Source organism: Nocardia sp. NPDC051756 (genome assembly GCF_040681495.1).
Lineage (GTDB): Bacteria > Actinomycetota > Actinomycetes > Mycobacteriales > Mycobacteriaceae > Nocardia.
Map to the genome: position 1 here is coordinate 641,875 of NZ_JBFAYV010000002.1, position 23,161 is coordinate 665,035.

The 23,161-nt window shown below is 66.2% G+C and carries 36 protein-coding genes; 2 read left to right on the forward strand and 34 right to left on the reverse strand.

The window, feature by feature from the left end:
* Positions 1 to 2: 2 nt before the first annotated feature.
* From AB0M22_RS09135 to AB0M22_RS09215, 17 genes are read right to left on the reverse strand one after another with little or no spacing between them, the layout of a single operon-like run.
* On the reverse strand, positions 3 to 371 hold the full coding sequence (locus tag AB0M22_RS09135; RefSeq protein ID WP_364722872.1) for a hypothetical protein: 369 nt from the start codon (positions 369 to 371) through the stop codon (positions 3 to 5).
* A 23-nt stretch (positions 372 to 394) separates the two neighbouring features.
* Entirely contained in the window at positions 395 to 841 is a 447-nt protein-coding gene (locus tag AB0M22_RS09140; protein ID WP_364722874.1) for a hypothetical protein, read from the reverse strand.
* Entirely contained in the window at positions 841 to 1,656 is an 816-nt protein-coding gene (locus AB0M22_RS09145) for a hypothetical protein (protein ID WP_364722876.1), read from the reverse strand. The genes AB0M22_RS09140 and AB0M22_RS09145 overlap by 1 nt, the downstream gene beginning before the upstream one ends.
* 46 nt (positions 1,657 to 1,702) lie before the next feature.
* Positions 1,703 to 2,155 (reverse strand): hypothetical protein, encoded by a 453-nt coding sequence (locus AB0M22_RS09150; protein ID WP_364722878.1) that lies wholly within the window; start codon positions 2,153 to 2,155, stop codon positions 1,703 to 1,705.
* A complete protein-coding gene (locus AB0M22_RS09155; protein ID WP_364722880.1) occupies positions 2,152 to 2,505 on the reverse strand; it encodes an HK97 gp10 family phage protein in 354 nt (117 codons plus the stop codon). The genes AB0M22_RS09150 and AB0M22_RS09155 overlap by 4 nt, the downstream gene beginning before the upstream one ends.
* The gene (locus tag AB0M22_RS09160) at positions 2,505 to 2,702 is read right to left on the reverse strand and encodes a hypothetical protein (RefSeq protein WP_364722882.1); all 198 of its coding nucleotides are present in this window, start codon (positions 2,700 to 2,702) and stop codon (positions 2,505 to 2,507) included. The genes AB0M22_RS09155 and AB0M22_RS09160 overlap by 1 nt, the downstream gene beginning before the upstream one ends.
* A gap of 6 nt (positions 2,703 to 2,708) precedes the next feature.
* The gene (locus AB0M22_RS09165; protein ID WP_364722884.1) at positions 2,709 to 3,101 is read right to left on the reverse strand and encodes a hypothetical protein; all 393 of its coding nucleotides are present in this window, start codon (positions 3,099 to 3,101) and stop codon (positions 2,709 to 2,711) included.
* On the reverse strand, positions 3,098 to 3,493 hold the full coding sequence (locus AB0M22_RS09170) for a hypothetical protein (RefSeq protein ID WP_364722886.1): 396 nt from the start codon (positions 3,491 to 3,493) through the stop codon (positions 3,098 to 3,100). The genes AB0M22_RS09165 and AB0M22_RS09170 overlap by 4 nt, the downstream gene beginning before the upstream one ends.
* Positions 3,474 to 3,776 carry a hypothetical protein gene (locus tag AB0M22_RS09175; RefSeq protein ID WP_364722888.1) on the reverse strand — a complete coding sequence of 101 codons (303 nt, stop codon included), beginning with the start codon at positions 3,774 to 3,776 and terminating at the stop codon, positions 3,474 to 3,476. The genes AB0M22_RS09170 and AB0M22_RS09175 overlap by 20 nt, the downstream gene beginning before the upstream one ends.
* A complete protein-coding gene (locus tag AB0M22_RS09180) occupies positions 3,776 to 4,801 on the reverse strand; it encodes a major capsid protein (RefSeq protein ID WP_364722890.1) in 1,026 nt (341 codons plus the stop codon). The genes AB0M22_RS09175 and AB0M22_RS09180 overlap by 1 nt, the downstream gene beginning before the upstream one ends.
* A gap of 15 nt (positions 4,802 to 4,816) precedes the next feature.
* Positions 4,817 to 5,194, reverse strand: a complete 378-nt coding sequence (locus tag AB0M22_RS09185) for a potassium transporter (RefSeq protein ID WP_364722892.1) — start codon at positions 5,192 to 5,194, stop codon at positions 4,817 to 4,819.
* A gap of 31 nt (positions 5,195 to 5,225) precedes the next feature.
* Positions 5,226 to 5,831 carry a hypothetical protein gene (locus tag AB0M22_RS09190; protein ID WP_364722894.1) on the reverse strand — a complete coding sequence of 202 codons (606 nt, stop codon included), beginning with the start codon at positions 5,829 to 5,831 and terminating at the stop codon, positions 5,226 to 5,228.
* Between the two features lie 56 nt (positions 5,832 to 5,887).
* A complete protein-coding gene (locus tag AB0M22_RS09195; protein ID WP_364722896.1) occupies positions 5,888 to 6,856 on the reverse strand; it encodes a hypothetical protein in 969 nt (322 codons plus the stop codon).
* A 3-nt stretch (positions 6,857 to 6,859) separates the two neighbouring features.
* Positions 6,860 to 8,296, reverse strand: a complete 1,437-nt coding sequence (locus tag AB0M22_RS09200) for a phage portal protein (RefSeq protein ID WP_364722898.1) — start codon at positions 8,294 to 8,296, stop codon at positions 6,860 to 6,862.
* A 13-nt stretch (positions 8,297 to 8,309) separates the two neighbouring features.
* Complete coding sequence (locus AB0M22_RS09205) at positions 8,310 to 8,912, reverse strand: terminase (RefSeq protein WP_364722900.1); 603 nt, start codon at positions 8,910 to 8,912, stop codon at positions 8,310 to 8,312.
* On the reverse strand, positions 8,890 to 9,960 hold the full coding sequence (locus AB0M22_RS09210) for a terminase (RefSeq protein WP_364722902.1): 1,071 nt from the start codon (positions 9,958 to 9,960) through the stop codon (positions 8,890 to 8,892). Before AB0M22_RS09210 ends, AB0M22_RS09205 begins: the two co-directional genes overlap by 23 nt.
* Positions 9,947 to 10,489: a hypothetical protein gene (locus AB0M22_RS09215; protein ID WP_364722904.1), complete on the reverse strand. Its 543-nt coding sequence runs from the start codon at positions 10,487 to 10,489 to the stop codon at positions 9,947 to 9,949. The genes AB0M22_RS09210 and AB0M22_RS09215 overlap by 14 nt, the downstream gene beginning before the upstream one ends.
* Positions 10,490 to 10,601: 112 nt before the next feature.
* Between AB0M22_RS09215 and AB0M22_RS09220 the strand changes: the two genes are divergently transcribed.
* Positions 10,602 to 11,033 carry a hypothetical protein gene (locus tag AB0M22_RS09220; RefSeq protein ID WP_364722906.1) on the forward strand — a complete coding sequence of 144 codons (432 nt, stop codon included), beginning with the start codon at positions 10,602 to 10,604 and terminating at the stop codon, positions 11,031 to 11,033.
* A gap of 400 nt (positions 11,034 to 11,433) precedes the next feature.
* Here AB0M22_RS09220 and AB0M22_RS09225 read toward each other — a convergent pair whose 3' ends face one another.
* The 7 genes from AB0M22_RS09225 to AB0M22_RS09255 form a co-directional block, all read right to left on the reverse strand.
* A complete protein-coding gene (locus AB0M22_RS09225) occupies positions 11,434 to 11,772 on the reverse strand; it encodes a hypothetical protein (protein ID WP_364722908.1) in 339 nt (112 codons plus the stop codon).
* Positions 11,773 to 11,775: 3 nt separating this feature from the next.
* Positions 11,776 to 11,946 (reverse strand): hypothetical protein, encoded by a 171-nt coding sequence (locus AB0M22_RS09230; RefSeq protein ID WP_364722910.1) that lies wholly within the window; start codon positions 11,944 to 11,946, stop codon positions 11,776 to 11,778.
* Between the two features lie 246 nt (positions 11,947 to 12,192).
* Positions 12,193 to 12,393, reverse strand: a complete 201-nt coding sequence (locus AB0M22_RS09235) for a hypothetical protein (RefSeq protein ID WP_364722912.1) — start codon at positions 12,391 to 12,393, stop codon at positions 12,193 to 12,195.
* 808 nt (positions 12,394 to 13,201) lie between these two features.
* A complete protein-coding gene (locus tag AB0M22_RS09240; protein WP_364722914.1) occupies positions 13,202 to 13,417 on the reverse strand; it encodes a hypothetical protein in 216 nt (71 codons plus the stop codon).
* A gap of 108 nt (positions 13,418 to 13,525) precedes the next feature.
* The gene (locus tag AB0M22_RS09245) at positions 13,526 to 14,176 is read right to left on the reverse strand and encodes a hypothetical protein (RefSeq protein ID WP_364722916.1); all 651 of its coding nucleotides are present in this window, start codon (positions 14,174 to 14,176) and stop codon (positions 13,526 to 13,528) included.
* 119 nt (positions 14,177 to 14,295) lie between these two features.
* The gene (locus AB0M22_RS09250) at positions 14,296 to 14,751 is read right to left on the reverse strand and encodes a hypothetical protein (protein ID WP_364722918.1); all 456 of its coding nucleotides are present in this window, start codon (positions 14,749 to 14,751) and stop codon (positions 14,296 to 14,298) included.
* Between the two features lie 357 nt (positions 14,752 to 15,108).
* Entirely contained in the window at positions 15,109 to 15,327 is a 219-nt protein-coding gene (locus AB0M22_RS09255) for a hypothetical protein (RefSeq protein WP_364722920.1), read from the reverse strand.
* A gap of 123 nt (positions 15,328 to 15,450) precedes the next feature.
* On the opposite strand from AB0M22_RS09255, the gene AB0M22_RS09260 reads away from it, so the two are divergent.
* Positions 15,451 to 15,711 carry a hypothetical protein gene (locus tag AB0M22_RS09260; RefSeq protein ID WP_364722922.1) on the forward strand — a complete coding sequence of 87 codons (261 nt, stop codon included), beginning with the start codon at positions 15,451 to 15,453 and terminating at the stop codon, positions 15,709 to 15,711.
* Between the two features lie 199 nt (positions 15,712 to 15,910).
* Here the strand turns inward: AB0M22_RS09260 and AB0M22_RS09265 are convergent, their stop codons facing one another.
* The 10 genes from AB0M22_RS09265 to AB0M22_RS09310 form a co-directional block, all read right to left on the reverse strand.
* On the reverse strand, positions 15,911 to 16,276 hold the full coding sequence (locus AB0M22_RS09265) for a hypothetical protein (RefSeq protein WP_364722924.1): 366 nt from the start codon (positions 16,274 to 16,276) through the stop codon (positions 15,911 to 15,913).
* Positions 16,277 to 16,514: 238 nt separating this feature from the next.
* Positions 16,515 to 17,003: a hypothetical protein gene (locus AB0M22_RS09270; protein ID WP_364722926.1), complete on the reverse strand. Its 489-nt coding sequence runs from the start codon at positions 17,001 to 17,003 to the stop codon at positions 16,515 to 16,517.
* The gene (locus AB0M22_RS09275; RefSeq protein ID WP_364722928.1) at positions 17,000 to 17,167 is read right to left on the reverse strand and encodes a hypothetical protein; all 168 of its coding nucleotides are present in this window, start codon (positions 17,165 to 17,167) and stop codon (positions 17,000 to 17,002) included. Before AB0M22_RS09275 ends, AB0M22_RS09270 begins: the two co-directional genes overlap by 4 nt.
* A 160-nt stretch (positions 17,168 to 17,327) precedes the next feature.
* Positions 17,328 to 17,993 carry a hypothetical protein gene (locus AB0M22_RS09280; protein ID WP_364722930.1) on the reverse strand — a complete coding sequence of 222 codons (666 nt, stop codon included), beginning with the start codon at positions 17,991 to 17,993 and terminating at the stop codon, positions 17,328 to 17,330.
* A gap of 230 nt (positions 17,994 to 18,223) precedes the next feature.
* Positions 18,224 to 18,439, reverse strand: coding sequence for a hypothetical protein (locus tag AB0M22_RS09285; RefSeq protein ID WP_364722932.1), 216 nt, complete (start codon positions 18,437 to 18,439; stop codon positions 18,224 to 18,226).
* Positions 18,436 to 19,071, reverse strand: a complete 636-nt coding sequence (locus AB0M22_RS09290; protein WP_364722934.1) for a 3'-5' exoribonuclease — start codon at positions 19,069 to 19,071, stop codon at positions 18,436 to 18,438. Before AB0M22_RS09290 ends, AB0M22_RS09285 begins: the two co-directional genes overlap by 4 nt.
* A 201-nt stretch (positions 19,072 to 19,272) precedes the next feature.
* Complete coding sequence (locus AB0M22_RS09295) at positions 19,273 to 20,109, reverse strand: DNA adenine methylase (protein ID WP_364722936.1); 837 nt, start codon at positions 20,107 to 20,109, stop codon at positions 19,273 to 19,275.
* A 188-nt stretch (positions 20,110 to 20,297) separates the two neighbouring features.
* The gene (locus AB0M22_RS09300; RefSeq protein ID WP_364722938.1) at positions 20,298 to 20,666 is read right to left on the reverse strand and encodes a hypothetical protein; all 369 of its coding nucleotides are present in this window, start codon (positions 20,664 to 20,666) and stop codon (positions 20,298 to 20,300) included.
* Positions 20,666 to 21,412 (reverse strand): PE-PPE domain-containing protein, encoded by a 747-nt coding sequence (locus AB0M22_RS09305; protein WP_364722940.1) that lies wholly within the window; start codon positions 21,410 to 21,412, stop codon positions 20,666 to 20,668. Before AB0M22_RS09305 ends, AB0M22_RS09300 begins: the two co-directional genes overlap by 1 nt.
* Positions 21,409 to 23,031, reverse strand: a complete 1,623-nt coding sequence (locus AB0M22_RS09310) for a DNA cytosine methyltransferase (protein WP_364722942.1) — start codon at positions 23,029 to 23,031, stop codon at positions 21,409 to 21,411. The genes AB0M22_RS09305 and AB0M22_RS09310 overlap by 4 nt, the downstream gene beginning before the upstream one ends.
* Positions 23,032 to 23,161 lie beyond the last annotated feature (130 nt).

Here is a 23,161-nt window from a genome sequence, read left to right on the forward strand (position 1 = left end):
GCTCACCTCCCCGCTTCTGCGCGTGACCTGTTGAGCAGGTCGAGTTTCGATTTCGGTTTGTCGTCCGGGATCCGATAAGGCTGCTGCGCGGCCCGATATCGCTCGATCAGTTTGGTGGTGATCGCTGGGTCGCGTTGAGCGACCGGGGCGAGGATCGGCAGCGGTGGTGGCCGGATGCCGTGTTTTTTGCGCAGTGCTCGCTCCCGCACGACTTCGGGGTCGTCGTGATCGGTTGTGCTGGAGACGTATTCGAAGTTGACGTCGAAGTCGGTGCGGTCGACCAGCATCGCGAGATTCTCACTATCGCGGGCCGCGCGAGCGTCGCGGTCCTCGGCGTCGACGATGAGCGCGGCGACGTCGGTGAATGGCATCGTCGCCAACGCGACTCGAAGGTTTACTCCGTGGTGGTGTTGGACTCTGGCGAGGGTTGCGCCCCAGCGGGATTCGGACCGTAGCCCGGCAAGGGCGCGAGCAGGTTTCCCTCATACAACTCGCTCAAGTTGATGAGTTTGTTGAGGATCTTTGACGCGTACTCGGCCGTTTGCTGCCCGATGAACGCCCACAGACCCGCGCCGTCGGTGGTGATCAGCTCCAGCACCTGCTCGAGCTGCGCCGCGCCGACCAGGCGATGGAACTCCACCGCCTGGTCGCCGGAGAATCCGCGCAGAACTTCGCACTCGATCGTGCCGACCTTGATTGGCACCGGAGATTTCTCCTCGGTACCGAACTCGGCCAGGATGTCGATCGGTTCGGGGGCGGGGACCGCGGCCAGTTTCGGCCGCCGGGCAGCCGCGGGCATGGTGCGCCGCGCGGCTGCCTTCCTCGGTGTGGTCGCTGCCATCAGGCCGGGGCCACCGTGACCGAACCGGTCGGGGTCAGCGACGCGCCGGTGGAGGACAGCACGCCGGGCACCGCGATGGTGACGACGTAGTTGCCGGCGGTGCCCGTCACGTCGACGTTGCCCGAACCGATTGTCGACAGTCCTTCGAGTGCCGACTCGACCGCGCTGGGGGCCGCGTTGTAGGCGAGGCCGGTGGCGGTCTGGCCGTTGAAGGTCAGCGGGAAGCTGCCGGCCGTGGTGCCCACGGGCACGGTCACGGTGAACGACACCTGCAACGGGTTAAACGAGGTCAGCGGCACGAACGGCTCGAGGGCGAGCAGCTCGAACTCGAACCCGTCCAGGTCTTCCTTGCCGAAGGTGCGCGGCGGCGGCGTGGTCAGGGTAACGCGCGGCGACCAGAACGCCTGGTTCGCTTCCTCGTCACGCAGCACCAGCAGGATGGCGAAATCTTCGTCGTCGCCCTGATTCCAGCGGAACACGCCAGGGGAAACGACGGAGACCGAGCCGCCCTGCAAGGTGGTGAGCGCGGTGGCGACCGAGTAGTCCACGGCGCGCAGCTTGACCCGCTCCTCCGAAGGGCTCTTGATGACCTTGTACGGTGCCAGCCGCCTGTTCCATACCCGTTTCGGTGAGACGTCGCGGGTCGGGGTGAGTTCGAACCCTGCCTCGATACCGCCGTAGGCATCCCAGGTCAGGGAGCTGGTTACGGGGTTGGTGGCGAATGGGTTGGTGGGGATGCCGGTGCCGGTCGGGGCGCGGTACGCATCCCCGTCCAGCCACACATAGGCCTTGTCGGGATCGGCGTGAGTGCTCACGATGCCTCCATAACTGTGCAGTGCTCACGCGGGTGAGCAAGGGGTTTCAGGTGGTGCGCGGGGCGCGCAGTTTCATCTCGAGGCGCACCAGCGCGCGATACAGCGGCTGATCGGGCCCGCGGGTGGTGTCGATGCTGCTGATCGGGCCGTCGGTCCAGCGCGCCGTCCAGGCCGAGGCGCGGAACTCCTGGGCGCGGGCACGGGCGAGCAGGGTTGCAGCCATCGCGGCTATATCCCACGCGAGTTCCTCGGGATCGGTTGTGCCGCCGAGGATCTCGATCTTCGGCGTCCACACGTCGATCTGGATCAGTGGCTTGCGCAGCAGCGGGTCGACACCGACATTGCCGGGCGCCCGGATTGTCACGAACGGTCCGGTGATCGGGTCCGGCGCTTCGCGCGTCGTCACCGAGGAGGCGGGCACCAGGGCGGTGAACTCCGGCTGTGCGATCAAGAACATGCGTGCCGCGCCGGGGGCGAACGGCACCGGCTGGGTCGTCATCCGCCGAGCCCGGTGTTGGCGGTGAACGCACCGCGCTGGTTGTATTGCGCCAGTTCCCGGGCCGCGTCGGTGAGGATCGCGTGCGCTGGGGTGTCGATGGTGCCGAACTCCTTGATGAACGCCAGCGGGTCGTTGTCGACGAGGAACACGTCGTCGCCGTCTTCTTCGACGCCGACTCCGTCGCGGTAGGCGCCGCTGACGACGGGGGCGAGCTGGCGGGCCTTCGCGGCCGCGCGTTTCGCCATCGTCTTACGCTCCGGCTTGGAGCCCTTGCTCGCCTCCCGATGGGTCTGGGCGGCGAAGATCTCCAGCCGAGCTCGCCCACCGCCGACCTCGTTGGCGCTGACCATCAGCTCGGCGAATCCTCGCCACGCCGCGGCCGCTTCACCGTCACCTCAGCCGGCGCTTCGCTGGCAGTTTCGGTCGGCGCCGCAACTTCGGTGGGCTCGCCCGCACGTTCGCGTTCTTCCCGCTTGCGGTACGCCTTGCTGTGTTCGTCGGCGTAGTGCTTAACGCCGGTTTCGGCGTCGATCCATGACTTGATCACAGGAGATCACTCCCTCATATCGGTCGAATGCCGCACGATCGCGGCGACGTAGGCAGGTCGGCGCGAGCCCGTCGCGGGACGGCGCACGCGGGGCGTGCCTTGCACGGTGACGGTGCCGTTCACCTCGACGAGGTCCGACACCGAGGCAGGGCCATCGAACCGCCAGACATCGCGCCGGGAGGTTCCGCCGGGCAGCCCCGGCATCAACAGCAGGGTCAGGCGTTCGCTCACGTGGCCGTCGACGAACTCCTCCGCCTGCTCGGCGACGAGGTCCCGTTTCTGCAACAGGCCCCACCACGGCACAAGAACCGGATCGCCCGGAATCTTGTTGCCGGTCAGCGGGTCTGTCGTCGTGGGACCTGGCCGGAGCAGGGTCCAGCGCTCGGGAAGACGGTTCACGCTCGCGGGCCCGGCATGATCGTGAATGCGTCGCCAGTGTTCGCGTCGTCGATCAGATCTTCCACGTCAGCGTCGGAGACATAGACCAGCGGACGCCCGGAATCGCTCACGGGCTCGTACTCGGTGGTCCACTCCGGATACTCGGTGCGTCGCACACCGAGGCCGCGGCGGAAGATCGACAGGGCGCGGATGACAACGTCGGCGCCGACACCCTTCACCAGTTCGGGATCCAGTGCGCCGGAGGCGATCCGGTCGTCGATCTTCGAGACCTTGTTCCGGATCTTCGCCGAGGCGATCACGATGAACCGGTTCACCTGAGTGAGCTCCGGCTCGGCGTAGGTCTCGCCGGAGATCTCCTGGACGTCGGTGAGATCAAACAGCGGTGTTGCCATCGTCCGATTCGGTCGCGTCGGTGATGGCGGCCAGGATGTCGGCCTTCTTCGTGGCGTCGCCGAGGTCGATCTCTCGCCGCTCGGCGTGCGCGCGCAGCTGCGCGACTGTCCACGACTCCGAAGGTTCGTCGTCGGGCTCGGTGTCCGACTCGGTTTCGGTCGCCCAGACCGCGGGGTTGCTGATCTTCTTGACCGCCCAGCCTGGCACGGTGTCGTCCGGGCCGAACACATGAGAAGCGCCGTCGTCTCCGTGGACGTGCACGTAGGTTGCGAGCTTCTTCATCAGAGCACCTTCACGACCATGGTGGCGTTGGGGTTCAGCAGCAGCGGCAGCGCGATGCCGGACGCCTTGGTCCAGCGGGCCACCGGATCGTTGTCCATGTAGGAGCCGATGACGAGGCCTGGCGCTTCGGCGGCGTCGATGCCGTATTCGGGCTCGATCGCCTCCGCGGTGGTGCCCCACTGCGTCTCTCCGAGCCGCGACCCGTTGGTGTACAGGATGCGGTCGTCAGGGATGAGCCGAGCCGTCGCGCCTGCGGCGTCCTCGACCTGAGCGTCGAAGATCTCGAACGGCGGATGCCCGAACGCGGTGAACAGCGCGTTCACCGCGTCCACGGTCACGATGCCCGACGTCGAACCAGGCGGCAGGGCCATGGCGCGGATCTTGTCCTGGCGCATGAGCGTGGACATGACGCGCTGGCTGGTGATCGCACGGGTCGGGTTGGACGAGTTCGTCACCCGGTAGGTGCTGAACCAGGACTCCTGGTCGATGACCGGGTCCGCCGCGCCGCCGCCGGTCACGCTCCACAGCACCGACGCTGTGATGGTGTGGCCGGCCAGCCGCTGGAAGTCGGCCTCCAAATCGAGGCCGTTCTCCGCCAGGGTGACCTTGCCGGTGACCAACGCCTGCGCCTTGGCCATGATGATGCGGGTCCGGATCGCCTGCGCGAGCTCGACCGCGTCCTGGAAGATCAGATCCCGGATCGATTCCGACGCGTTGCGCAGCCGCAGCCGGTCGTATTCGCCGAGTCGCCGCTTCTCCGACAGCGGAGGGAGCTCGCCGGAGACCCGCGCGATTCCCTTCCGGCCGGAGATCCGTGCCTCGGTGTCCCACGACCGGAACTGACCGGCCTTGCGCAGTCCCCGCTGAGTGGTGTTCGCACGGAACTCCACGTCGTCGACCGCAGTGTCGGGCAGCAGATCGTCGACCAGGGTCAGGTCGTTGATGGGCTGGTCGCCCAGCGCTTCGCGGACATAGCCGGTCAGCTCGCCGGGGGTGACGTAATCGCTATTGAGCACGAGTGCCATGACTTACGCCTCCTCTCAGAAGTAGCTGATGGCCTTGGCCGTAGCCTGGCCGGCAGCGTTGACGGTGTGTGGGCACTTGGCAGCGAGAACAGCGCCGTGCCAGAGCAGCGCGCCGGCGACCTTGGTCGCGCCGGTGGGAACTTTGACCGGGGTCAGCAGGTGACCGGCGATCACAGCCGCGGATTCGTCACCGGCGGTGAACAACCCGTACTTCCCGGAGCCCAGCTTCTTGAGCGCGAACCCGGACTTGAGCCAGCCATCCGGATAGTGGGTGCCGGCGGTGAACGTCGTCAGGTCCAGGGTGATCGTGCGCGCACGATCGGTACCTTCGGCCGAGGCCAGCCAGTCCTGGTTGTCCTGCGCGAAGGTCTCGTTCTTGACGGTCAGATCCATTGCTACTCCCCTCCTTCACATGGGGGTTGAGTCACTTCTTGATGCCCTTTCGGGCCTGGTAGGCGGCGCGCCCCGCAGCGAGCGACCCGTCCTGCTGAACTTCTCCACCGCCTTGGCGGCGGTCCGGTTTCGGGCCCGGCGGCGGATCGGCCGGGCCTGCGGGTGCGGCCGGGATCAGCTTCTTGAGGTCCTCGGCGTCGGCGAGCAGTTCCTCGAGGGTGGAGCCGTTGAGACGGCCGGCCAGGGCCAGCGGGATCTCCGACTGTGCTGCGGCCTCGTATCGGAGCGCCTTCGCGGCGTCCTTCTCGAGTTCGGCGATCCGGTCGGCGGTCCGCTGAGCTTCGGTCTTCTGTGCGTCCTCGAACGCCTTGACCTTGGCTTCCAACGCTTTCTGCGCCTTCTCAGCCTCGCCGCGCAATCGCCGCTCGTCCTCGAGCGCCCTCTTGCCCCCCTCGCCGAGCGGTTCGTCCGCAGGTGCGGGGGGTGTCGTGGGCGCGGGTGGGGTGGTTGGGGTCGTGCCGGGGTCGGGAGGATCGCCCTCCGCTGCTCCGCGGATCGGCCAGATCGGTGCGCCGTTTCGGCGCAGCCCGAGCGCTGTCCCGAATATCGGATGCACGGGCAGGGTTGCGGTGTTCAATGGGTCCTCCATCGCGGGGGATATCCGCCTGGCCTCGCGCGAGGCGGAAGTCTCGGCTACTGGATGTAGCTGTAGGTGCGCAGCAATTCGAGGGCTTGCGCGCGGTTCTCGGCGATCTCGTAGATCGCTTCGGGCATCAGCCGCGGTGTGGTGCGCGCGGTGCGTCCTCGTCGCCGGAGCGCGGCGCCGGCGGCACCGCGGCGGGTGGTGCCTTCGCGGGTGGTGAGCAGCTGGCGGCCGTAGACCTCAGTGCGTTGGGCGCGTCCGCCGATGATCGTCAGCCCTCGCCGGGCGTTGACGACTTGGTTGATGTCAGCACCGTCCCGGATCGCTTGTGCGCCAGCGACAGTGAAGACTCGCCGCTGCTCGACCTCGGTCAGGGACTCGAAGTACTTCTTCGGGTCGGTGCGCTGGTCGTCGGCGTGGTCTTCCCGGGACGGGATGTGGCGGCAGTTGCATTTCGGATGCCGCCGGAACCCGCTCGACCAGTGGTAGTAGCGGCCGGCCAGCACCACGCAACGGCTACACGAGGGCGGGGTCAGCATCCGCACGTACCCGACGCCGAGCCGGGACACGATCCCGATGCCGGTGGCGGCCCGGCCGGCGTCGGCCAGTTCGTTCTGGATCACGCGCCGCACCTCGAGCCCAGCGTCCTGCCATGCCCGGTAGGCGGGCATCCCTTCCGCGATGCGCGCCCGCGCGCCGATCACCGACTGGGCGAGCAGTCCGTCGATAGTGCGCCCGTCCGCCGTGACCCCCACCAGTTGCACGGGGTTCGGTGTGGCCAGGCGAGGTGCGCGGATGTTCTGCTCGTCCAGTGCATCCCCGACGTAGCTGTCGGCTCCTCGCACCGCGGCGGCTTGCCCGGCGGTGACCGTGGCGACGAGCCGGTCGACGTTGCGGGCGAACCAGGCGTCGAAATCTTTCGGCGGGGTCCGTGCCCAGGTCTTCGCGATCTCGTCGATGGCGTCGACCGCGGCTTTGCGCTGTGCCCGGTCGAACTCGGCCGCCGATTGCAGCACCACCGGCTACTGCGCCAGGACGCCGACCGGTAGCCCGGTCTGTGGATCGTCGGGTTGCGGCTGTGACGGATCGTTCGCGAGCTCCCGCTGGATGCGGGCGACCTCGGGGTCGATTGCCTCGTTCTCGAAGTAGGCGCGCTCGCGCTTCTTGCGCGCTTCTTCCCAGCCCATCTCGTCCCAGGAACCCTCCCGAGACAGCACCGGCGTGCCGCCGTTGAGTTTGACGATCGCGTCGGCTTCCTCGGCCTTCGTCGGCGTGGCCGGGTCGCGCCATTCGACCGCGATCGGCTCCCCAGCGTTCGGCCATTCCCCCGTGCGGAACTTCTCGTACAACCCCAGCACCCAGCCGAGCCCGACGCCGAGCACCGTGTTCTTCTCCTCGGCGTTGGAGATGACACGGGACTCGTCGGCCCGGATCGCGCCCTCCGCAGCGGGATTGGCGGTGTTGGCACCGAAGTACCGGAACGGAAGGCCAGTCACCGAGCTCGCCAGTTCGGCGTACATCTTGACGGTGTTGTGGAAATTGGACAGGTCCGCGCCCGCCAGCTGTCCGATCGAGACGTCTTTCGAGGACTTCTGGGTCGCCCACAACGCCTGGTAGTAGGACTGCCACGCAGGTAGTGGGTTGCCCTCCTTGTCGACGAAATCGCCCTTGCTGACGCCGATCGCGTATCGCTTCGGTACCGCGACCGTCTCCACGCCGTACTGCAAATCAGTCAAGGTGCGGGCGCAGGCGTCGGTGATGGGGATGACATCGCGCATCTCCGTCGTTCCGGCCCGCCACTTCCCCAGTCGCCGGCGGTTCAGGAACAGCACGACCGGAACCCTGCCGAGATTGTGCGGGTCGACATCGGCGTCGCCGCCGACCTCGTCGATCTCCCAGCCGCTGCTAGTCATCGACAGCTGAATTGTCTTGTCGGGCAGGAACAATGTCGCCACCCACGTGCCGTCCTCGTCCTGATATTTCCGCAGCGCCGCCACCATCCGGCGCTTGCCCTGGTTGACCAGGCACGCCATTTGCAGCGGCGATTCGACCGTAATCAGCGGATGTTCCTTGTCGTCTTCGTTCGCGCCGACCGCCGCGAAGCAGCGCCCGAAGATCATGTTCTCTTTCGCCAGGATCGGCACCTCAGCCGCGAGGTTGTTGGCCGTGAACGCCTCCTGGAGCGCCGGATCGGCGATCTCGCTACCCGGCCGGTAGATGCTCTTGACCTTCTGGCGGCGAGCCACCTCGTCGACGTAGGAACACGGCCAGTTCACCACCAGCTCGAACATTCGCAGTTCCTCAGGAACTGCCAATCCGATGTGCTTGAGCCGTTGCGCGCCTTCGTAATACGCGTCGTGGCGTTTGTCGGCCTGGAGCTGGTTGGCCATCCGGCCGATCAGCTTGTTGAGCAAGGTGCGCTCGTCGTCGGTGAGCTTCGTACGCAAGACGATCGCCACGCTCACCTCCTCCTCAGCTGAAACAGAACATGCGGCCGTCGACGTCTTCCCAGCCCGCTTCGCGCGCGTCCGCGGCGGCCTCGTGGGCGAGGATGGACGCGATCGAGGCGTCGATCTTCTGGTGGTCTGTCGGTTTGCCGAGCACGTACTTGTCGCCTGGCTTGGGCACCTTGATGGCGTTCCTCATGTGGGTCTCGGTGATCGGGCACCCGTCGTGGCGGATGCGGGTCTTCATGTCGATCTCGAAGCGCCGGATCGCGTAGTACATCGGCGTGATGCGGTTGGTCGCCCACTCGAACACGTGCTCCTCGCCGTGGGCCAATGCCCAATCTCCACCCTCGGAGCGCCAGTCCTGCGGGTCGAAATACAGCCTCGCCACCGCGTAGGTGGTGAAGATGTGCTCGATCGCCGCGTGGACCTCACCTCGCGGGATCCGCCCGTTCCACTCGGCGGGGTTCCAGATCGCGGGCCGCTTATCAGGCCCGTAGCGGGGGGTGAACTGGAATCCGTCGCGTGTCTCGCAGCGCAACGCCGACCAGTCGTTGTTCTCCGACCCGTCGAATCCCGCACAGATCGCGGTGCCCGGTGGCGGGTTAGGAAGCCAGAGCTTCGCCATACCGACCGTCCCACAACCCGTCCGGCAGCCAAGCGCCGGCCCGCGCGACCAATCGGTTGCCGAAGAACCGTTCCGCCTGTGCCGGGTCCAGCTCGTTCAGCTCGAGGGCCTCGGCCTCGATGGAATCGAGGTTCACCCACGGGCTTCCGTCGTAGACGTAGCGCAGGATCTTGCGGCGGTCCCGCTTGTTGCCCCACGACAGCCCCGCGGGAGGCTGGCGGAAGAACTTCCAGATGTCCGTCGCCCGCGACTCGTAGGTGCGCTGCGCCGTGCTGTTCTCGGCCGGATCCCAGGCGTTGCTGGTCTCCATCGTGCGGCCATTCATGCCGGCGGCGCCGCGGCGTTGGTGCTCGGCGATGGCGACCATCTTGTTGCGCTTGGTGTACAGGCCGGTCTCGTCCTGGAACGCGAAGGAGATCGGGTTTCCGACTCGACCGGTCGCCGAGGACGTCACCGCGTCGATGCGGTCGAAGTCATCGCCGCCGACATCGCCCATGATCCGGATGAAGCCCTCACGCACGGCCATCAGATCCGACAGTGGCCCCAGCTTGATCATCGCCGTCAGCGGGCGGTAGATGTTGCCGACCTGGTCTTCATTGGTCGCGGTGAGCTGGATAACCGGGCTCGGATGGCGCATCGCCATCGGTTCACCCGGCAGATAGTCATACTCCCAGCCGCAGCCACAGCCCCAGTCCGCGCACGCCCAACCGTCCCCCGGCCTCGCCCAGCCGAGAAACTCCGCCGGGCCGACCGCCTGAATGCAGGCCATCGACGCCGTCCACGGACCCTTGCCGGTCTTCTGCGGTGCAACGATCTGCGCCCGGCGATAGACGAACGCCTGGTTCAGCAGCGGCTCATCGGGACTGCGCCACTGCGCGCCCGAGCGGATCCGACAGAAGTTCGCCGAGTTCCAGAACTGCCAGTCGCTCCACACGAATTCCGCGCCGCGGCGGTAGCCGTCGGGGATGCAGCAGTGGCGACGGACCCACGCCTCGCCGATGTCGCCGAGGGTGGGGAAGTCGACGAGGTAGCCGTCAGTCGGACCCACCGGCCACCGGCCTCAGCCGACGTTCCGGCGCGCCCGAGCGCGGCGCGTTCGCCTTTCTGTCCGCGCGAGCCGCTGCCACTTCGTCCGCGGCGATCGCCCAGCCATTCTCTTTCAGGCCGGCCGGAGTGAGCCCGATCTGATCAGCGAACCGGTGCAGCGAACCGCGGTCCGATGCCATCGCTTCGTCCGATTCGCAGATCACCGACGTCCGAACCCAGTGCGCCACAGCCTGCCAGCGCCACGACTCCTTCGACCACGCGACGGCCTGGGGAGTCGACCACGCCCATTCCCACAACTCGGCCTCGCGGTCGCGCACCAGCTCGGTCGACTCCTCGTCGACGACCTGCCAGCGGGCGCCCTTCTCGCCGTACTCCCACCGCATCACCCGCCGCGGCGACAGCGGAAATTCCGGCGCCGGCTCGGCGTACCCCTCGGCGGGAAGGGTCACGTACTGCAATCCGCGCCGGTCCGATCGGCCGGACTTCGGGTCGTGCTGCGGCCCTGACCGGTTACGTGCACCACCACGCATAACGCACCTCCTCGACAGCATCGCGCCGTCCTCGAAGATCCAGCAGCATCGCGCCGCTGGAATCGGCTCTGTTCGACCACGCGGCCGGAGCTTGAGCCGATACGCTCCAGCCGTGAAACTCGCTCTCGCAGGGCTGCTCATCGCGACGTCGGCCGCGCTCGCCGCTTGCGGTTCCGACAAACCAGCCGCGCCGGCCAGCGCTAGTCCCACCGCCTACACGTGGGCACAATTCGCGGCCGAATACCAGACCGTCCTCGCAACAACATGCGACGACAGCAACCAGCAGAAGTGGGTGCTATGCCTCGGCACCCAATCCATCGGCGTCGAGTCAATGAGCCGGGCCGCCGCTTCCCTGCCCGCTGGCAAGGGCCGCGCTGACCTACAAGGCGTCCTCGACAACTGGAAGCAGGACTACTCCGAATTCCAGCGCAGCCGCTGCGAGGGATCCGCCGCGACCAGCGATATCACGTGCATCGGCAAAAGGGCCACACTGCCCACACGGTTCTCCACCATTCAAGCGATCGTGAAGCGCGAGAACCGCTGACCCACAATCCATTTCAGCTATCGAAGGGTTACCCTTCGGGTGGACGCGCTGCCCTATTCGGGTGATGCGAGCCAACGCCCGATTAAGACCAGCCGGTCCTAATGGGGTGAAGATGCTCGAGGCCCCCGCAATCTGAACCCTCCGCACCATCGAGCGCCCTCCCCGAAGGTGGGCGGCCGGCCCCTGTCAAGGGGCACCCCCCTGGTCTTGATGAGGTCTCGTCCGACTTCACCCCATTAGGACCGAGCGGTTCGGTCTCGCTATTCGGGTGTTGTCGGCCTTCGCCGCATTAGTGGTTACCGATCGGCTACCAATCACGTGGCGCTGGCCATGTCATCCCTGTGGATAACGTTGCAGCTGTGGATAACTCGCTAATCAGGTGTTGGTGATGAACGCCTGATTAGCGATCACCCTTGGACGAGTTGCATGCTCGGCACAGCACCTGGAGCGGTCCGTCGGGCCGGCCACTGTTCGCGATGGCGTCGACATGGTCCGCGGTCAGGTCCGTCGCCGGGTGTGCGGGGCGCTGCCATCCGGGGCACCAGTTGCCGTGCTTCCGCTTGTGGTCTGCCACTGCGGCTGCTCGGCGTTGGCGTTCGGCGTGGGTGCGCGTCGCCTTGGTGGGTGTGGTCGTGCGGTAGTGGCGGTCGCGTTCGGTGCGGTGCTTGGGGCATCGCGGCTCTGCTTGGATAGCGGGGCATTCGGGCACCGCGCACACCCGCTTGGTGATGCGGGCCATGACCTACGGGTTGGTCGTGCGGATACGGATGCGGTTCACCCGTACATCCTCGGGCTGGTAGTGGATGGATTCGGAGGGGACGACGTGGATGATCGTCTCGCCCTGCGTGGTGACCTCTCTACCGATCTCGCTGTAGCGCTGGTCGTTGAGGATCCAGTCGTTGAGAGGCTGCACGGGCTGCTCAGCCTGCCGAGCCGGTCACCGCGCCGATGATGGCGCGCGGGATGGCGAAGCTGTTCCAGGAAATGACCTCCCAGAGAACGCCGAAAAGGAATCCAGCCATTGTTAACTCCTGTCACGAAACATACCGGCGGATGGATTGCGACCAGCAACGATGCAGCCAATGCGGGTCAGTGGTTGGTGATGCCGAGGCGGTCGAGCAGGTACTGCACTACTCGCAGCACGCATGCGTCGATCCAGTCAGGCATCAGCAGGGACCAGTTCCCAGCACGGCCGGCAGTACGGGACCGCGGTGTAGACCTCGGGGTCCGGGTCGGAGTCGAGGTAGCCGATGTGGTCGCCCACGTTGATCTCGACGGTGCAGTCCTGCGACTTATCCACAGGAGGACAGGCGCATTCGGTTTCTTCGTGGGCGATGACGAGGTCGGACTTCGAGGTCATCGGTCACCCTCCAGTACGAATCGGCCATCGTTGGAGGCGCTTGAGATCCTTACGCCGTCGAGCCACGGTGGCGGCTTGCGGGACCAGCCGCTGTCGGCCTTGAGGTTCCAGTCAGCGTCCCAGAGGCGCACGCGCGGCCTAGGCCGGTGGCCTCCGATGCTGTACGCCCAACGGCGCAGCAGGGAGGCGAGGCGGTTACGCACGCGCCAGTGCCTGCAACTCGCAGAGACGAAGGTTGGCATCTCGCAGATCCAAGGCTGCCTCGCAGCTTCCATCCTGCGCGTCTGCTATGCGGTCACGTTCACGCACCAGATCGGCAATGTGGCAGTCCAGCAATTCCTGGTGATCAGGGAGGCCGCGCCGGACCCCGTCCGCCAGCCACCGGGGGAGCCTCACCACAGCTCCATGTACAACGGGATGGCCTTGTACACCAGCGGGGCTGGGTGGCACCACGAGCGGATCAGCGCGGCAAGATCGAACATCAGGACTCCCGCTGGCTGGCGAAGTAGTCGTAGGCCGCCTGGACGTCATCGGCGAGCGGGGTGAGGATCTGGTCGATAACGGTGTACAGGTCCATCAGGACTCCTCGACGTTGAGGGCGGCCACGCGGTCTGCTGGCGTGGGCATTTCGGCCAGGCACAAGGCTCGTGCTCTGGCAGCACCTGCTGCGGCGACATGTCGTCACGCTTGTACAGGTAATGCGCGTTGATGCGCCTAGTGTTGGGCACGTCGACTCCTAAACAGTCGGCCAAGCCCCCGGCCTGTTACAGCAGGCGCGGGGGTCATTTGCTTCAGGTAGAACGCGGCGTCAGGATCGTCCGGCAGCGTGCCGGGTTTCCTTCTCGCACTGCGCAACATCGCCCAACCGGTAGAGCTTCCGGTTGCGGCCATCGATGCCGACGGCATGAATCCTTTTCAAGGACGCCCACTTACGGATAGTCGCTGCCGTGACTTGAAAGATTGCGGCTGCTTCCACGGCCGTGAGCTTCGAATCCACCCCATCGGTCGTTAGGACGGCGTTCATGATCGCCTCCGAAAACGACGAAACCCCCTTGAATCAGAGCTCAAAGGGGTTTTGGGCATGCCGAACTAGTGGCACAAGTGTGAAAGTACCAGGTGACGCACCCGATTGTCATGCTGCGTGGTCGCTGGCGAGGAGCGTGTCCAACACGACGCGCGTGTAGAAGGGGTAATGCTGCTCCTGGATGGCGTGGCCGCAGTTGCCGCAGTCGATCACGTCGCGGCCTACGTCGACTGCCCGGAACAACGTCCGCAGCTCGCAGACAGGACATGGGGTGGGGAGCAGTTGGCGGGGTCGGGTGAGGCCGAGGCGGGACCTGATCTGTCCGTGGAGGTCACGGATATCGACGGCAGCATCCCCACCGAAGCTGGAGGCGGCGAGACGGTCGATACGGCATTCCAGGTAGTCCCAGGCGGCCCGTACACGCACGTTCTCTGCCGTGGCGGGCAGTGGTGGCCGGGTGTCACCGAGGTGCTCAGCGAGGGCGTCGTGGTGTTCGTTGAGGACGCCGGCGATCAACGCCGAGGTGTCGGAGGCCCATTCGGCGGGGTGGCCGAAGACTTGGCGGCCGCGGGCGATGCGCTCCTGCGGGCGTCTGGCCGGGGTGGGGAGGTTGGTGGACAGGTGCACCCAATCCATCACCAGCCAGCCCAGCAGGCGGGTGAAGCGACGCTGGCACGGTTCACACATGCCCAGGGAGGTGAGGACGGGGTCGCCGTGGAGGTCGGCGCATCCCGGGTACGTGCACGGACTGATCCCCATCGAACACCTCGCTGCCACTCGAAATAGCCGACCAGTTGCGAGAGTAGCGATTTCCGGTCCCGATCTCGAGTCGCCGCGCACGCGTTCGGGGTCGCGCAAACGATCGCGTGCGAATTGCCCTAGATCGGCACACCGCCCTCGCAGAACTCCTGGATCGACATGTACATGCGATCCGTGCCTTCCACGGTCCTGAAGCCGTAGCCCTCATATAGGTTTCTGAGCCATGCCTCATTGTCCATGGGCTCGATCACGATGTAGACGCCGCCGATGATCCGCATAGCCTCGATCGCCATGTAGATCGCATCGCCCACCAGGTCGAGGCTCAGCCCCTGGCCCTGGAGCGATTCATCCAATGCGAGCTTGCCGATCAGGACCCCGTACACCTCTTTGGCGAGGAATTGTCCGCTCGGCTTGAGGCGTTTCCACAGGCTTGCACTTTCAGCTTCTCGGACAACCGTGGGCAGCAGAGTGAAGTAGCCGACGACCATTTCGCCACCATCATCGACGAGCACATACGTGCACGACACGCCAAGTTCCTGGTCCTTCAGCGCCCGCTTTTCAAGCCACTCGTTCATTCGCGGCTTGCCGCAGTCGAACCAGCTCGTGATGTGCTCTGCTGTTATCCGTTTCGCGTATCGAGTCAACGCCGACGGTCAGCTGCCCGCAGGATCGCGGCGCGGAGCTTTGGGCTCGGGACCGCGTTCGACTTGGCCATCTTCTCTAGCTGGCCAGGCTTGACGATCGTCACGTCAACTTTGCGCGACCCCTCGTGGGTTGTTTCCTTGGCCATAAGGCCACGATAGCGTGCGAATGTCACGGCAATGTTGTAACGCGCGTAACACTCCGAATGGTCCGATCTTCACAATCTCGGCAGAGCCCCGGTGGACTCCTCGTCGAGTCCGGCCGACAGCCGGGCGAGGGCAGCCTCGATATCAGCCACTGGTCTTGCCTCTCCTGATGCGGTCGAGGTGCTGGCGGGAGTAGATGCCGCGGCGGACGAGTTCAGCTTGGATGCCGTGCGGGCCGGCCTTGAGGATCTTGCGGATCCATTCATGTTCCGCCTTCAGGGCGTCCTTCGCTGCTTCGTCGGCCTGTTCCCTCGCTGCCTTGAGTCGTTCGAGCTTGGCCATGGCCCCCTCCAGGTCATCCATGAGGAAAGGGTATCCCTCGGGTTGCATTGCCTCCCTAAGGTTACTTCATGACTCCCCAGGGTTGCAATTGCCTCCCTAGGGTGTCATACTGGAACTATCAGCAGGACAGGCAAGGAGATTCAGATGACCGACATGGTGACGAACATGATCTGCGGATGCTGCACCACCTCGATCAGCCAGATACCTGCCGACTGCCACACCGCGCGCCGAATTCTCGACCGCGTCGTGAAGATTCAGAGGAATCCACTCGACCGATGCGACGACTGCGCCACCCACGACGTTTACAGCGCGCCGTGCGTCCCCGCCGACTTCGAGCGTCCGCACTGCCGGTGTGGATGCGCCGATCGCCAAGACAATGGAACACGGGGCAATGCCGCTGCCTAGTCGTTTGCATCGCGCCCAACGGGGGATGGGCGCGATGCAATCCACTCGGCACCGATCTTGATTGATGGGGCGCGGGCACAACCAGGCGTGCCCAGGACGACAGCGTGGTCGCCCGTGCAGCCCCGAAAATCCTTGCCTGCCATGCCCAGCCGAACCGAGCCCCACCACGCCGCGCCATGAGCAGCCGCGCCTAGCCCAGTCAACGCCTGGATCCTACCTGCTGACGAACTCGATGCGCAGCGGTGTACTCCACGTCGTTGCCGAACTTTTCGGGGTCCGCCGCAGCCGAGTCCTCGCACCAACCACGATGGTTGTCCACGGGCTCACGCTCATCCCAGATACCGCCCGCCGTGGTGTAACGCGGGACGATCGTGGGGGTCATGCGCTTGGCGAGGACGACGTACCCGAGTGGGGGACGCTGCGCGGCCTCCAGTTCGGCGACCCGGGCGCGGGCGGCTTGCAGCTCCCGAGCTACGCGCTGCTGAACACCAGGTGCCCATACGGCACCCGGGTTGATGACGAGAATCCGGAGATCGTCGTCGGACAAGGGCGCTGTCTCACTCATCGGCCGTCTCCGTCCTCGGGGAGTGGGCGGCGGCGGTGCGGATCGCCTTTAGGTTCGACTCCTCGAGCGAGGCAAGCCGGGCAGATGTCGCCGAACTTCTGGGCGACGAACCAGCCCCGCTCCTGGAACAACTCCAGCGGCGGCTGCGTTCTCGGGAAGGGCTCGGACTGGGTGGTGCAGCCGTCTTGGTCGCACCTCATCACCCAGTCATGGTTGGTGTTGCTCACCCAGTCGCGGGTCACTGGTCGCCGTCCTCGGGGAGTGGCCACGTCGTCGTGGCCGGGCACACCGCGCACCCGACAACACCGGGCGGGGTATCGACATCGGCCTGCCAGGCATGAGCGCCGTTGATCTCTATCGACGGGCACCGCGCCCCGGGGAGTGGGAGTTCGGTCCATGGCGGGATCGGCGCCGACACCGGGACAGCGGTCACCGGCTGCCCCTTCTTGCGTTGCTGGGCTCGCATCTCCAACGCCAGCGCCACCGCCCGCCCCTCACTGTGGGCGTGGTCGCGGCGCAACTGCCCCTCATGAGTCCACTCACAGCCGTAGCGGGTACCGAGGAGGTCGGAATGGGGGATGACCAGGAACTCGGCGAGGATGGCGTCCGCATAGCCTTCGAGGACCCGGTCGCATTCTCGGCAGCGTCGCGTCTCGTAGTCGCAGTCCCCGCAGTAAGCACCACGCTTGTACAGGACCTCAGCGATCTCGTCGCGGATGTCGCTCATCGCTCCTGCCCCTTCGGGTCGAAGGTCTCCAGCGCGGCGAGCATCGCCGCTTTGTCGGCCCCGAACTCCGGGCCGGCCGGTTGGCTCCGCGCGATCGCCTCGGGGTCGACGCGCTTGGACATCCGTTCCACGGTTTGCTGGATACGGTCGGGATCGTTGCTCATTCGGTGGGCCTCGCCTTCTCTGCGAGCCGCCAGCCGATCGAGCCACGCACCCACCGACAGCCACACGAGCACTCGACGAGATCGCCACGCGCCCGGTCTATGGCGTCAGGGAGTACACACGCATGGATCGGCAGGTCACCCAGCATTGCGTTCAGTTCGCTCATTCGGTGGGCTCCTCGGTGATGTCGGCAGCCTCGCGGTCGAACAGCTGGAGAACAGCCAGGTACTGGGCTGCGAAGTAGGGGCGGGTCGCTTGGATGAACCAGCGTTCGACCTCAGCGCGACCGACGTTCCGGCTGGCAACGGCCAGGCCTTGGCCGCCCCTCAACCGGATACATCCCTCGCTGTCGCGTCCGGCGCGGAAATGATCCGGGTCGGCTGACACCATCTCGGCCGCCATCGTCTGGGGTGTACGCGCGATCTCGGTGACCGTGTAGTGCCGCCACGGGTCGTTGTGCAGCGTCTGCCAGTGACGGCGGGACTCCCACAGCCTGGCGATCAGGCGGCGGTATCGAGGTGTCCGGTAGGCGACGATCGCGTCGAGCAGCTCGGTGTTGCGCAGGATGCCGTGCGTGACCGCGAGGGTGTCGAGCTCGAGCCCATCACGTGTCGAATCCCAAACCTGACCCATGAGTGCGTGGACGAGTGCCGCACGCTGCCCATTGCTGACCGCTGGCTGCTCCGTGGGCGGATGTTGGGCCAGCTCCCACCAATCCGTTCCGGTGAGCGCGAACTCCCACACGCTGCGGTCGCTGGCGGTGTGCCGTTCACCGCGGCGGGGCAGTGCCGGGAATCCGAAGTGGCCGACGGCGAATCCTCGGTCCATCGTCCGATACCACCCTGCGGGCTGGTTCGCGTGCGGCACAGGGCCGCCCATGCGCCCGTCTGGCTGGCCCGTGGCGGCGTCAATGGGTGGCGTCTTGGGTCGTTGCTGGGGTGAGTGACATTCGCAGCGGCAGGGGTGCTTACAGGTCTTGCACTCCAGTCGGCAGTCGCCGTGCCGCTCATGCCAGCAGTACGTCGACAGGTAGTCGTGGACACGACGGGTTGTTTGCGTCATGCCACGGCCTCCGGGGTGATCGCCTCGATGTACGCCGCGAACATGGCGTGCACCCGATCCCGCACCACGCCGAGCTCTGCCACCGTCAAGCCCACCCGGCCCGGTTGACCGTTCAGGATCATCTCCACCTCGACATGGGAGACACCGCGAGCGAGCTTGGCGGCGATCACCTCATGGGCGGCCGTGTCGATGTCATTGGGTGACAGGGTCATTCCGACACCATCGCCTCAGCCGACTCACGCTCGAGGTCACTCTCGGTGGCCTCGCCGCGTGGCGTCATCACCCGATCCCAGATGGCCATGGCGGTGAGCGCATCGCCCATCGCTGTGTGTGCAGCGGGATGCTCGATCTCGAACGCGGCGGCGCAGTCGGACAACCCGCCGACCTCGCGGCCGAAGTGTCCTGCCGACAACGACTCGACGCAGCGGAGCCGGTGATGCCATGACGGGCACAGACCATGGCGGCGCAGCATCGCGGCAAGGGTCTCGGTATCGAAGTTCGGGACCGCGCCAACGATCTGGGCACCGTGGGTCCAGCGGGCGATACGCATCGCGGCCTGATTCTTCGGCAGCACGCGGGCACGCCAGTCCGCCTCCTCCCAAGCCTCGCCTGCCGCTGAGTCGTTGCCGCTGGCGGCGGAAACCTGACGGCCGAGTGGATGGCGATCGTAGAAACGCCCGATTTTCAGGCCGAATGGGTCGGCAGTCGTCAGGTCGATATCGACGAAGAACTGGGTTTCGCGTTGGCCGTGCTCGTCGCGGCGCACCATCGCCACTTCCCATGCCTTGCGGTCGGGATGGACGCCATCGGTTTCCGTATCCAGGAATACCAGGGGGACAGTCACTTTCGGTTCTCTCTTTCGATTGCTGCTCGTGCTCGGGCGGACGGTTCCCGCTCGGCGTAGTCGTGGACATCGGACCGGGTTATCGCCAGATGTGGTTTGCAGGCAGGGCATGGGATGGGGCGCTGCTCGTCGTCGGTACCGAGCCAGCCCCGGCGGCAGCGTGGGTCACGGCACTTCGGCGGATCGTGTTCGCCGTAGCGATCAGGCATGGTCTGCCACCGCCCCGAAGCCAAGGTCCAACGTGGGGTCCGACCTGATCTCGCGGTTGGACCACACCACCTCAGTGCGGGCGCCGAGAGTGGCGTTGCCGTTGAAGGCGGCGATCTCCACCCGTGACCACCCAGGAAGGGCGTCGTCGTACAGGTCGGAGGCGTAGCCCGACAGCACCACCGAGGCGCGTGCCCGGAGCAGCGCTTCGAGCAGCTGCTCGTGCTCGGCGGCGGACGGCATCTCGTGCGCGTAGTTGGTGCCGTTGCGTGTCGTCCCGAGATACGGCGGGTCCACGTACAGGCACACCTCGGGGAACCGGCCATATGCGTCGATCACCTCGAGCGCCGGCCTGCATTCCAGGCTCACTCCACGCAGTCGCTCGGCGGCGGCCGCGAACCGCGCCACGTATCCGGCGAGGTAGTCCGGCATCGACGAGCTGCTCCCCGCGGGGTCGATGTAGAACCGCCAACCGGTCTTCTTGCCGAGCAACCCGCTTCGTGACTGTGTCAGCCGCGCCCATACCCGCCGCGCCACCTCGAGATCGTTGCCTGCTTCGAGGTCGCCCGCCGCGGCGTACTCAGCACGTGAGTGCGGGGTCAATGCACAGACGCGGGCGAGGTCGGTGGGGCTGTCGCGCAGCACCTTCCAGAACACCATCAGTTCGTGATGCAGGTCGTTGACCGTCTCGAACTTCGCGATCGGTTTGGCGAGCAGCACCGAGAGCGAGCCAGCGAACGGCTCGACGTAGTGCTGATGCGGCGGCAGCAGATTCACGACCGCCGTGGCCACGGACATCTTCCCGCCGTAGTACGGGAACGGTGGCCTCATGACTGGCCCGCCGATGACCCAACGCCGCGAGAATCCATGCCTGCTCGGGCACGCGATACGAAACGTGAGATTCGCTCCCAGGGTGAGAAACGTCTTACGTAAGTTCCGTCCGTCCGTCCGTGCCATTTAGGCATCGCCGAATCAGGCAGTGCTTCAGGCAGCTGCTTGTTGGATGCTTGATGCATTGCTTAATCCGTCCCGTTTCGCTTGGCCCACAACGCGTCAGCGCCCTTACGCCCGCGCTCGCTTAGCCGCTGTCTTCGCGCTTCGTGCTCATCGCTGGAGAACTGGTAGTCCTTCCAGCCGTGCACATCCCAGCCCCCGCCATCGTGCTCGTCCCAGAGGTCAGCGGCGACAAGCCGTTTGACGTCTGCGGCTGTCCCTCCGATGACCCGCAGAGCAGCCTTGGGGATGTAGCCATCGAGGCCGTGCTTGCCGCTATAGGCCATGCCCGCGAGGTGCACGACGATCGCCCGGTACTGCTTGTCATCCATCAAATCGAGCATCTTCGGATGGTCAAAAGTGCTGGTGTCGAGGCGTATCCACGGAAGGCCCATCAGCGCACCGCCTCATTGACCGCGTGCGCAAGCTCCGCGGCCAACCCACGGTCGAGGTAGGCCGATGTGTGCTGGCCGTCGACGAGATACCCGCGGGCATACGCAACAGCACCGGTCCAGGTGCGCCAGTTCTCGATCGACCACCAGCGTTGCCACCGGCCACGCACAGCCCGCTCCAGCAGGTCTGCACCCCACCGTTGGGCATCGCCCGGCGAGGCGAGGGACATGAAGGTGGTCAGGTCGGCGATCGACCGCAGCGGGTTGCCTTCGGGCAGGGACGAGATCGGGTCGCCCTCGGCCGCGACCCACCACACCGGCGTGGCCCGGTTGGCGAACATGCCGTCGATAGGTCGCTCCCCCGCGATCCCATACCCGGATGCCATCGGCGCATCAGGGATTCCGGCGCCGCGGGGAAGGAGGGGGTCCGCGATCAGAGCGCACCCGACGATGGGGTCGGTGGGCCAGCTTCGCCAGATCTCGGCAGCTACGTCGCCGGCTATTCCCGCGCCCTGGCTGTAGCCGCCGATGATCACATCGTTCTCGCCATCTTCGACGGCATCGAGCAGCACTCGTCGGCCAGCGGCGACGCTGGCCGCGTAGGACATCGTCGTGCCGTACGCGGCGGGGTATCGCAGTGGGACGAACCGGAACCGATCCGGATCCAACGCGGCGCCGAACGTCGAGCTGATCCCGTCAGGTCCGGTGCTGAATCCTGTTCCCGGAAGCCAGAAGACGTCGATGGTCATGAAGCGGCTCCTTCGATAGAGGCAGGCGACTCGGCGTGCAGGACAGCGCGCAGACGCGCCCCGATCCACGCGCCAACAGCGGGAGATACCGCGTTGCCGAAGCCGTCGCATTGATCCCTTGCCGATCCCCACACCACGAACTCGCCGGGCTGGTCTGGGAAGGTGGTGTCGAAACCGCACCCGCGGCCTACCTCGTGCGGACCCAGCATCCGGAAGTGGCAGTCCTCCACCGCCAGCTCGGCCAGCGCCGCAGCCCACTCGGCAGTGAGAAGTCCTGGTATCTGATCGGATGTCACAGTCGGCATCGGTTCGCAGCTGACGGTCGGAGTCGTGTTCCGGCGGAACGGAACAACACCGGCCATCAAGCTCAGCGTCTCCGACGCGACCGACGTCGGCAGCGGCTCGCCGACGCTGCGGGGGCCGCCCTGGTAGTTGTTGACCGCGGCGAACAGCATGGCCAGTTCGTGTGTCGAGGTGACCGTGTCCATGGGCTGGCTGAAGTGCTTGCCGTCACCGTTGTGCCGATGCGCGGCGAACACCGCTCCCGCCGAGAGCAGAGCCGTCTCCTGCTGGCTGGTTTGCGTAGCTAACGGCTGCCAGGGATGACGCTCGCTCCCGTGCACACCCTTGGCGGGCATGAGGATCGCAGGGAATTCAGCGAACCGCTGCCGACACCGTTCGATCCGTGCCATCGTCGCCGGCTTCAGCGGCTTCGATCGGTCCCCGATGCGAGCGCCAAGACTGGTGAGGTCCAACGCATGCAGCGACGGGCTCATCGGTGGCACGACCTCGCGGCGGCACCGCGGGCACCGGTAGTCGTATTGGCGGCCGTAGTTCACCGACCCGCTCGGCGGGACGCCCGTGCGCCACGTCCACACCGCCTCGACCGGCTGCTCGCAGTAGGCGCACCACGAGACCGGGCGATGCTCCAGGTCTGGGACCGGGAGACGCCGATCCCACATGGCGATATAGAGCCGGTTGCGGGACTGCGGCACACCGAAGAACTGGGAGTTCAGGTACAGGACCTTGTATCGGTAGCCCTCATTCTCGAATTGCCGCAGCCACCACCGATACGTAGACCCATCACCGACCTTCGTCCTGCCGGGGAGCGCGGGCCCCCACGACGCCAGCTCGGTGGTGCATTCGACCAGGATCAGCCGGGGGTGATGCTGGGCGGCGTAGTGCAGCACACAGTTGGCGGTCGCGCGGTCGCGTTCGGACCGGGTGACGCGCTCATCGAAGTCGGGGTCATCCAGGTCGAACAGTGAAAGCCCTTGCCGGTACGCCTTTTTCGTGTTGGCCTGCGAGTGGTTCACGCAGCTGACACCCGCGACGAGCAGATCGGCGGCGGGGAGGTCGCGCGCCGAGTGGTAGTCGGAGGAGTCCGGGTCGACGAGGTCGGCGATCCAATGCTCGGCATCCGGGTGGTTGGCTTCGTGCACCTCGACCTTGTAGGTGTTGTGGTTCGCGGCCATGATCGTGGTGAAGCCGGCCACCTCGATGCCGCGGGTGAGGCCACCGAACCCGCTGAACAGATCGACAGCGATCAGTTCGTCGTGCCGGAACCGGCGCCGCCGAGCGGCGGGCCGATGCGTTGCGGTCCGGGTCGGCGCGCTCACGCGTCACCCCCGACCGGCTGGACGCTGCCGTCCTCGGCGAGCAGCACCACGCCGTGCAGCGCGGAACGGATCGGCCGCATCCCGGGAATCTCCCACGGCCGCAGATGGAAGCCCTCTCCCCATGCCTCGT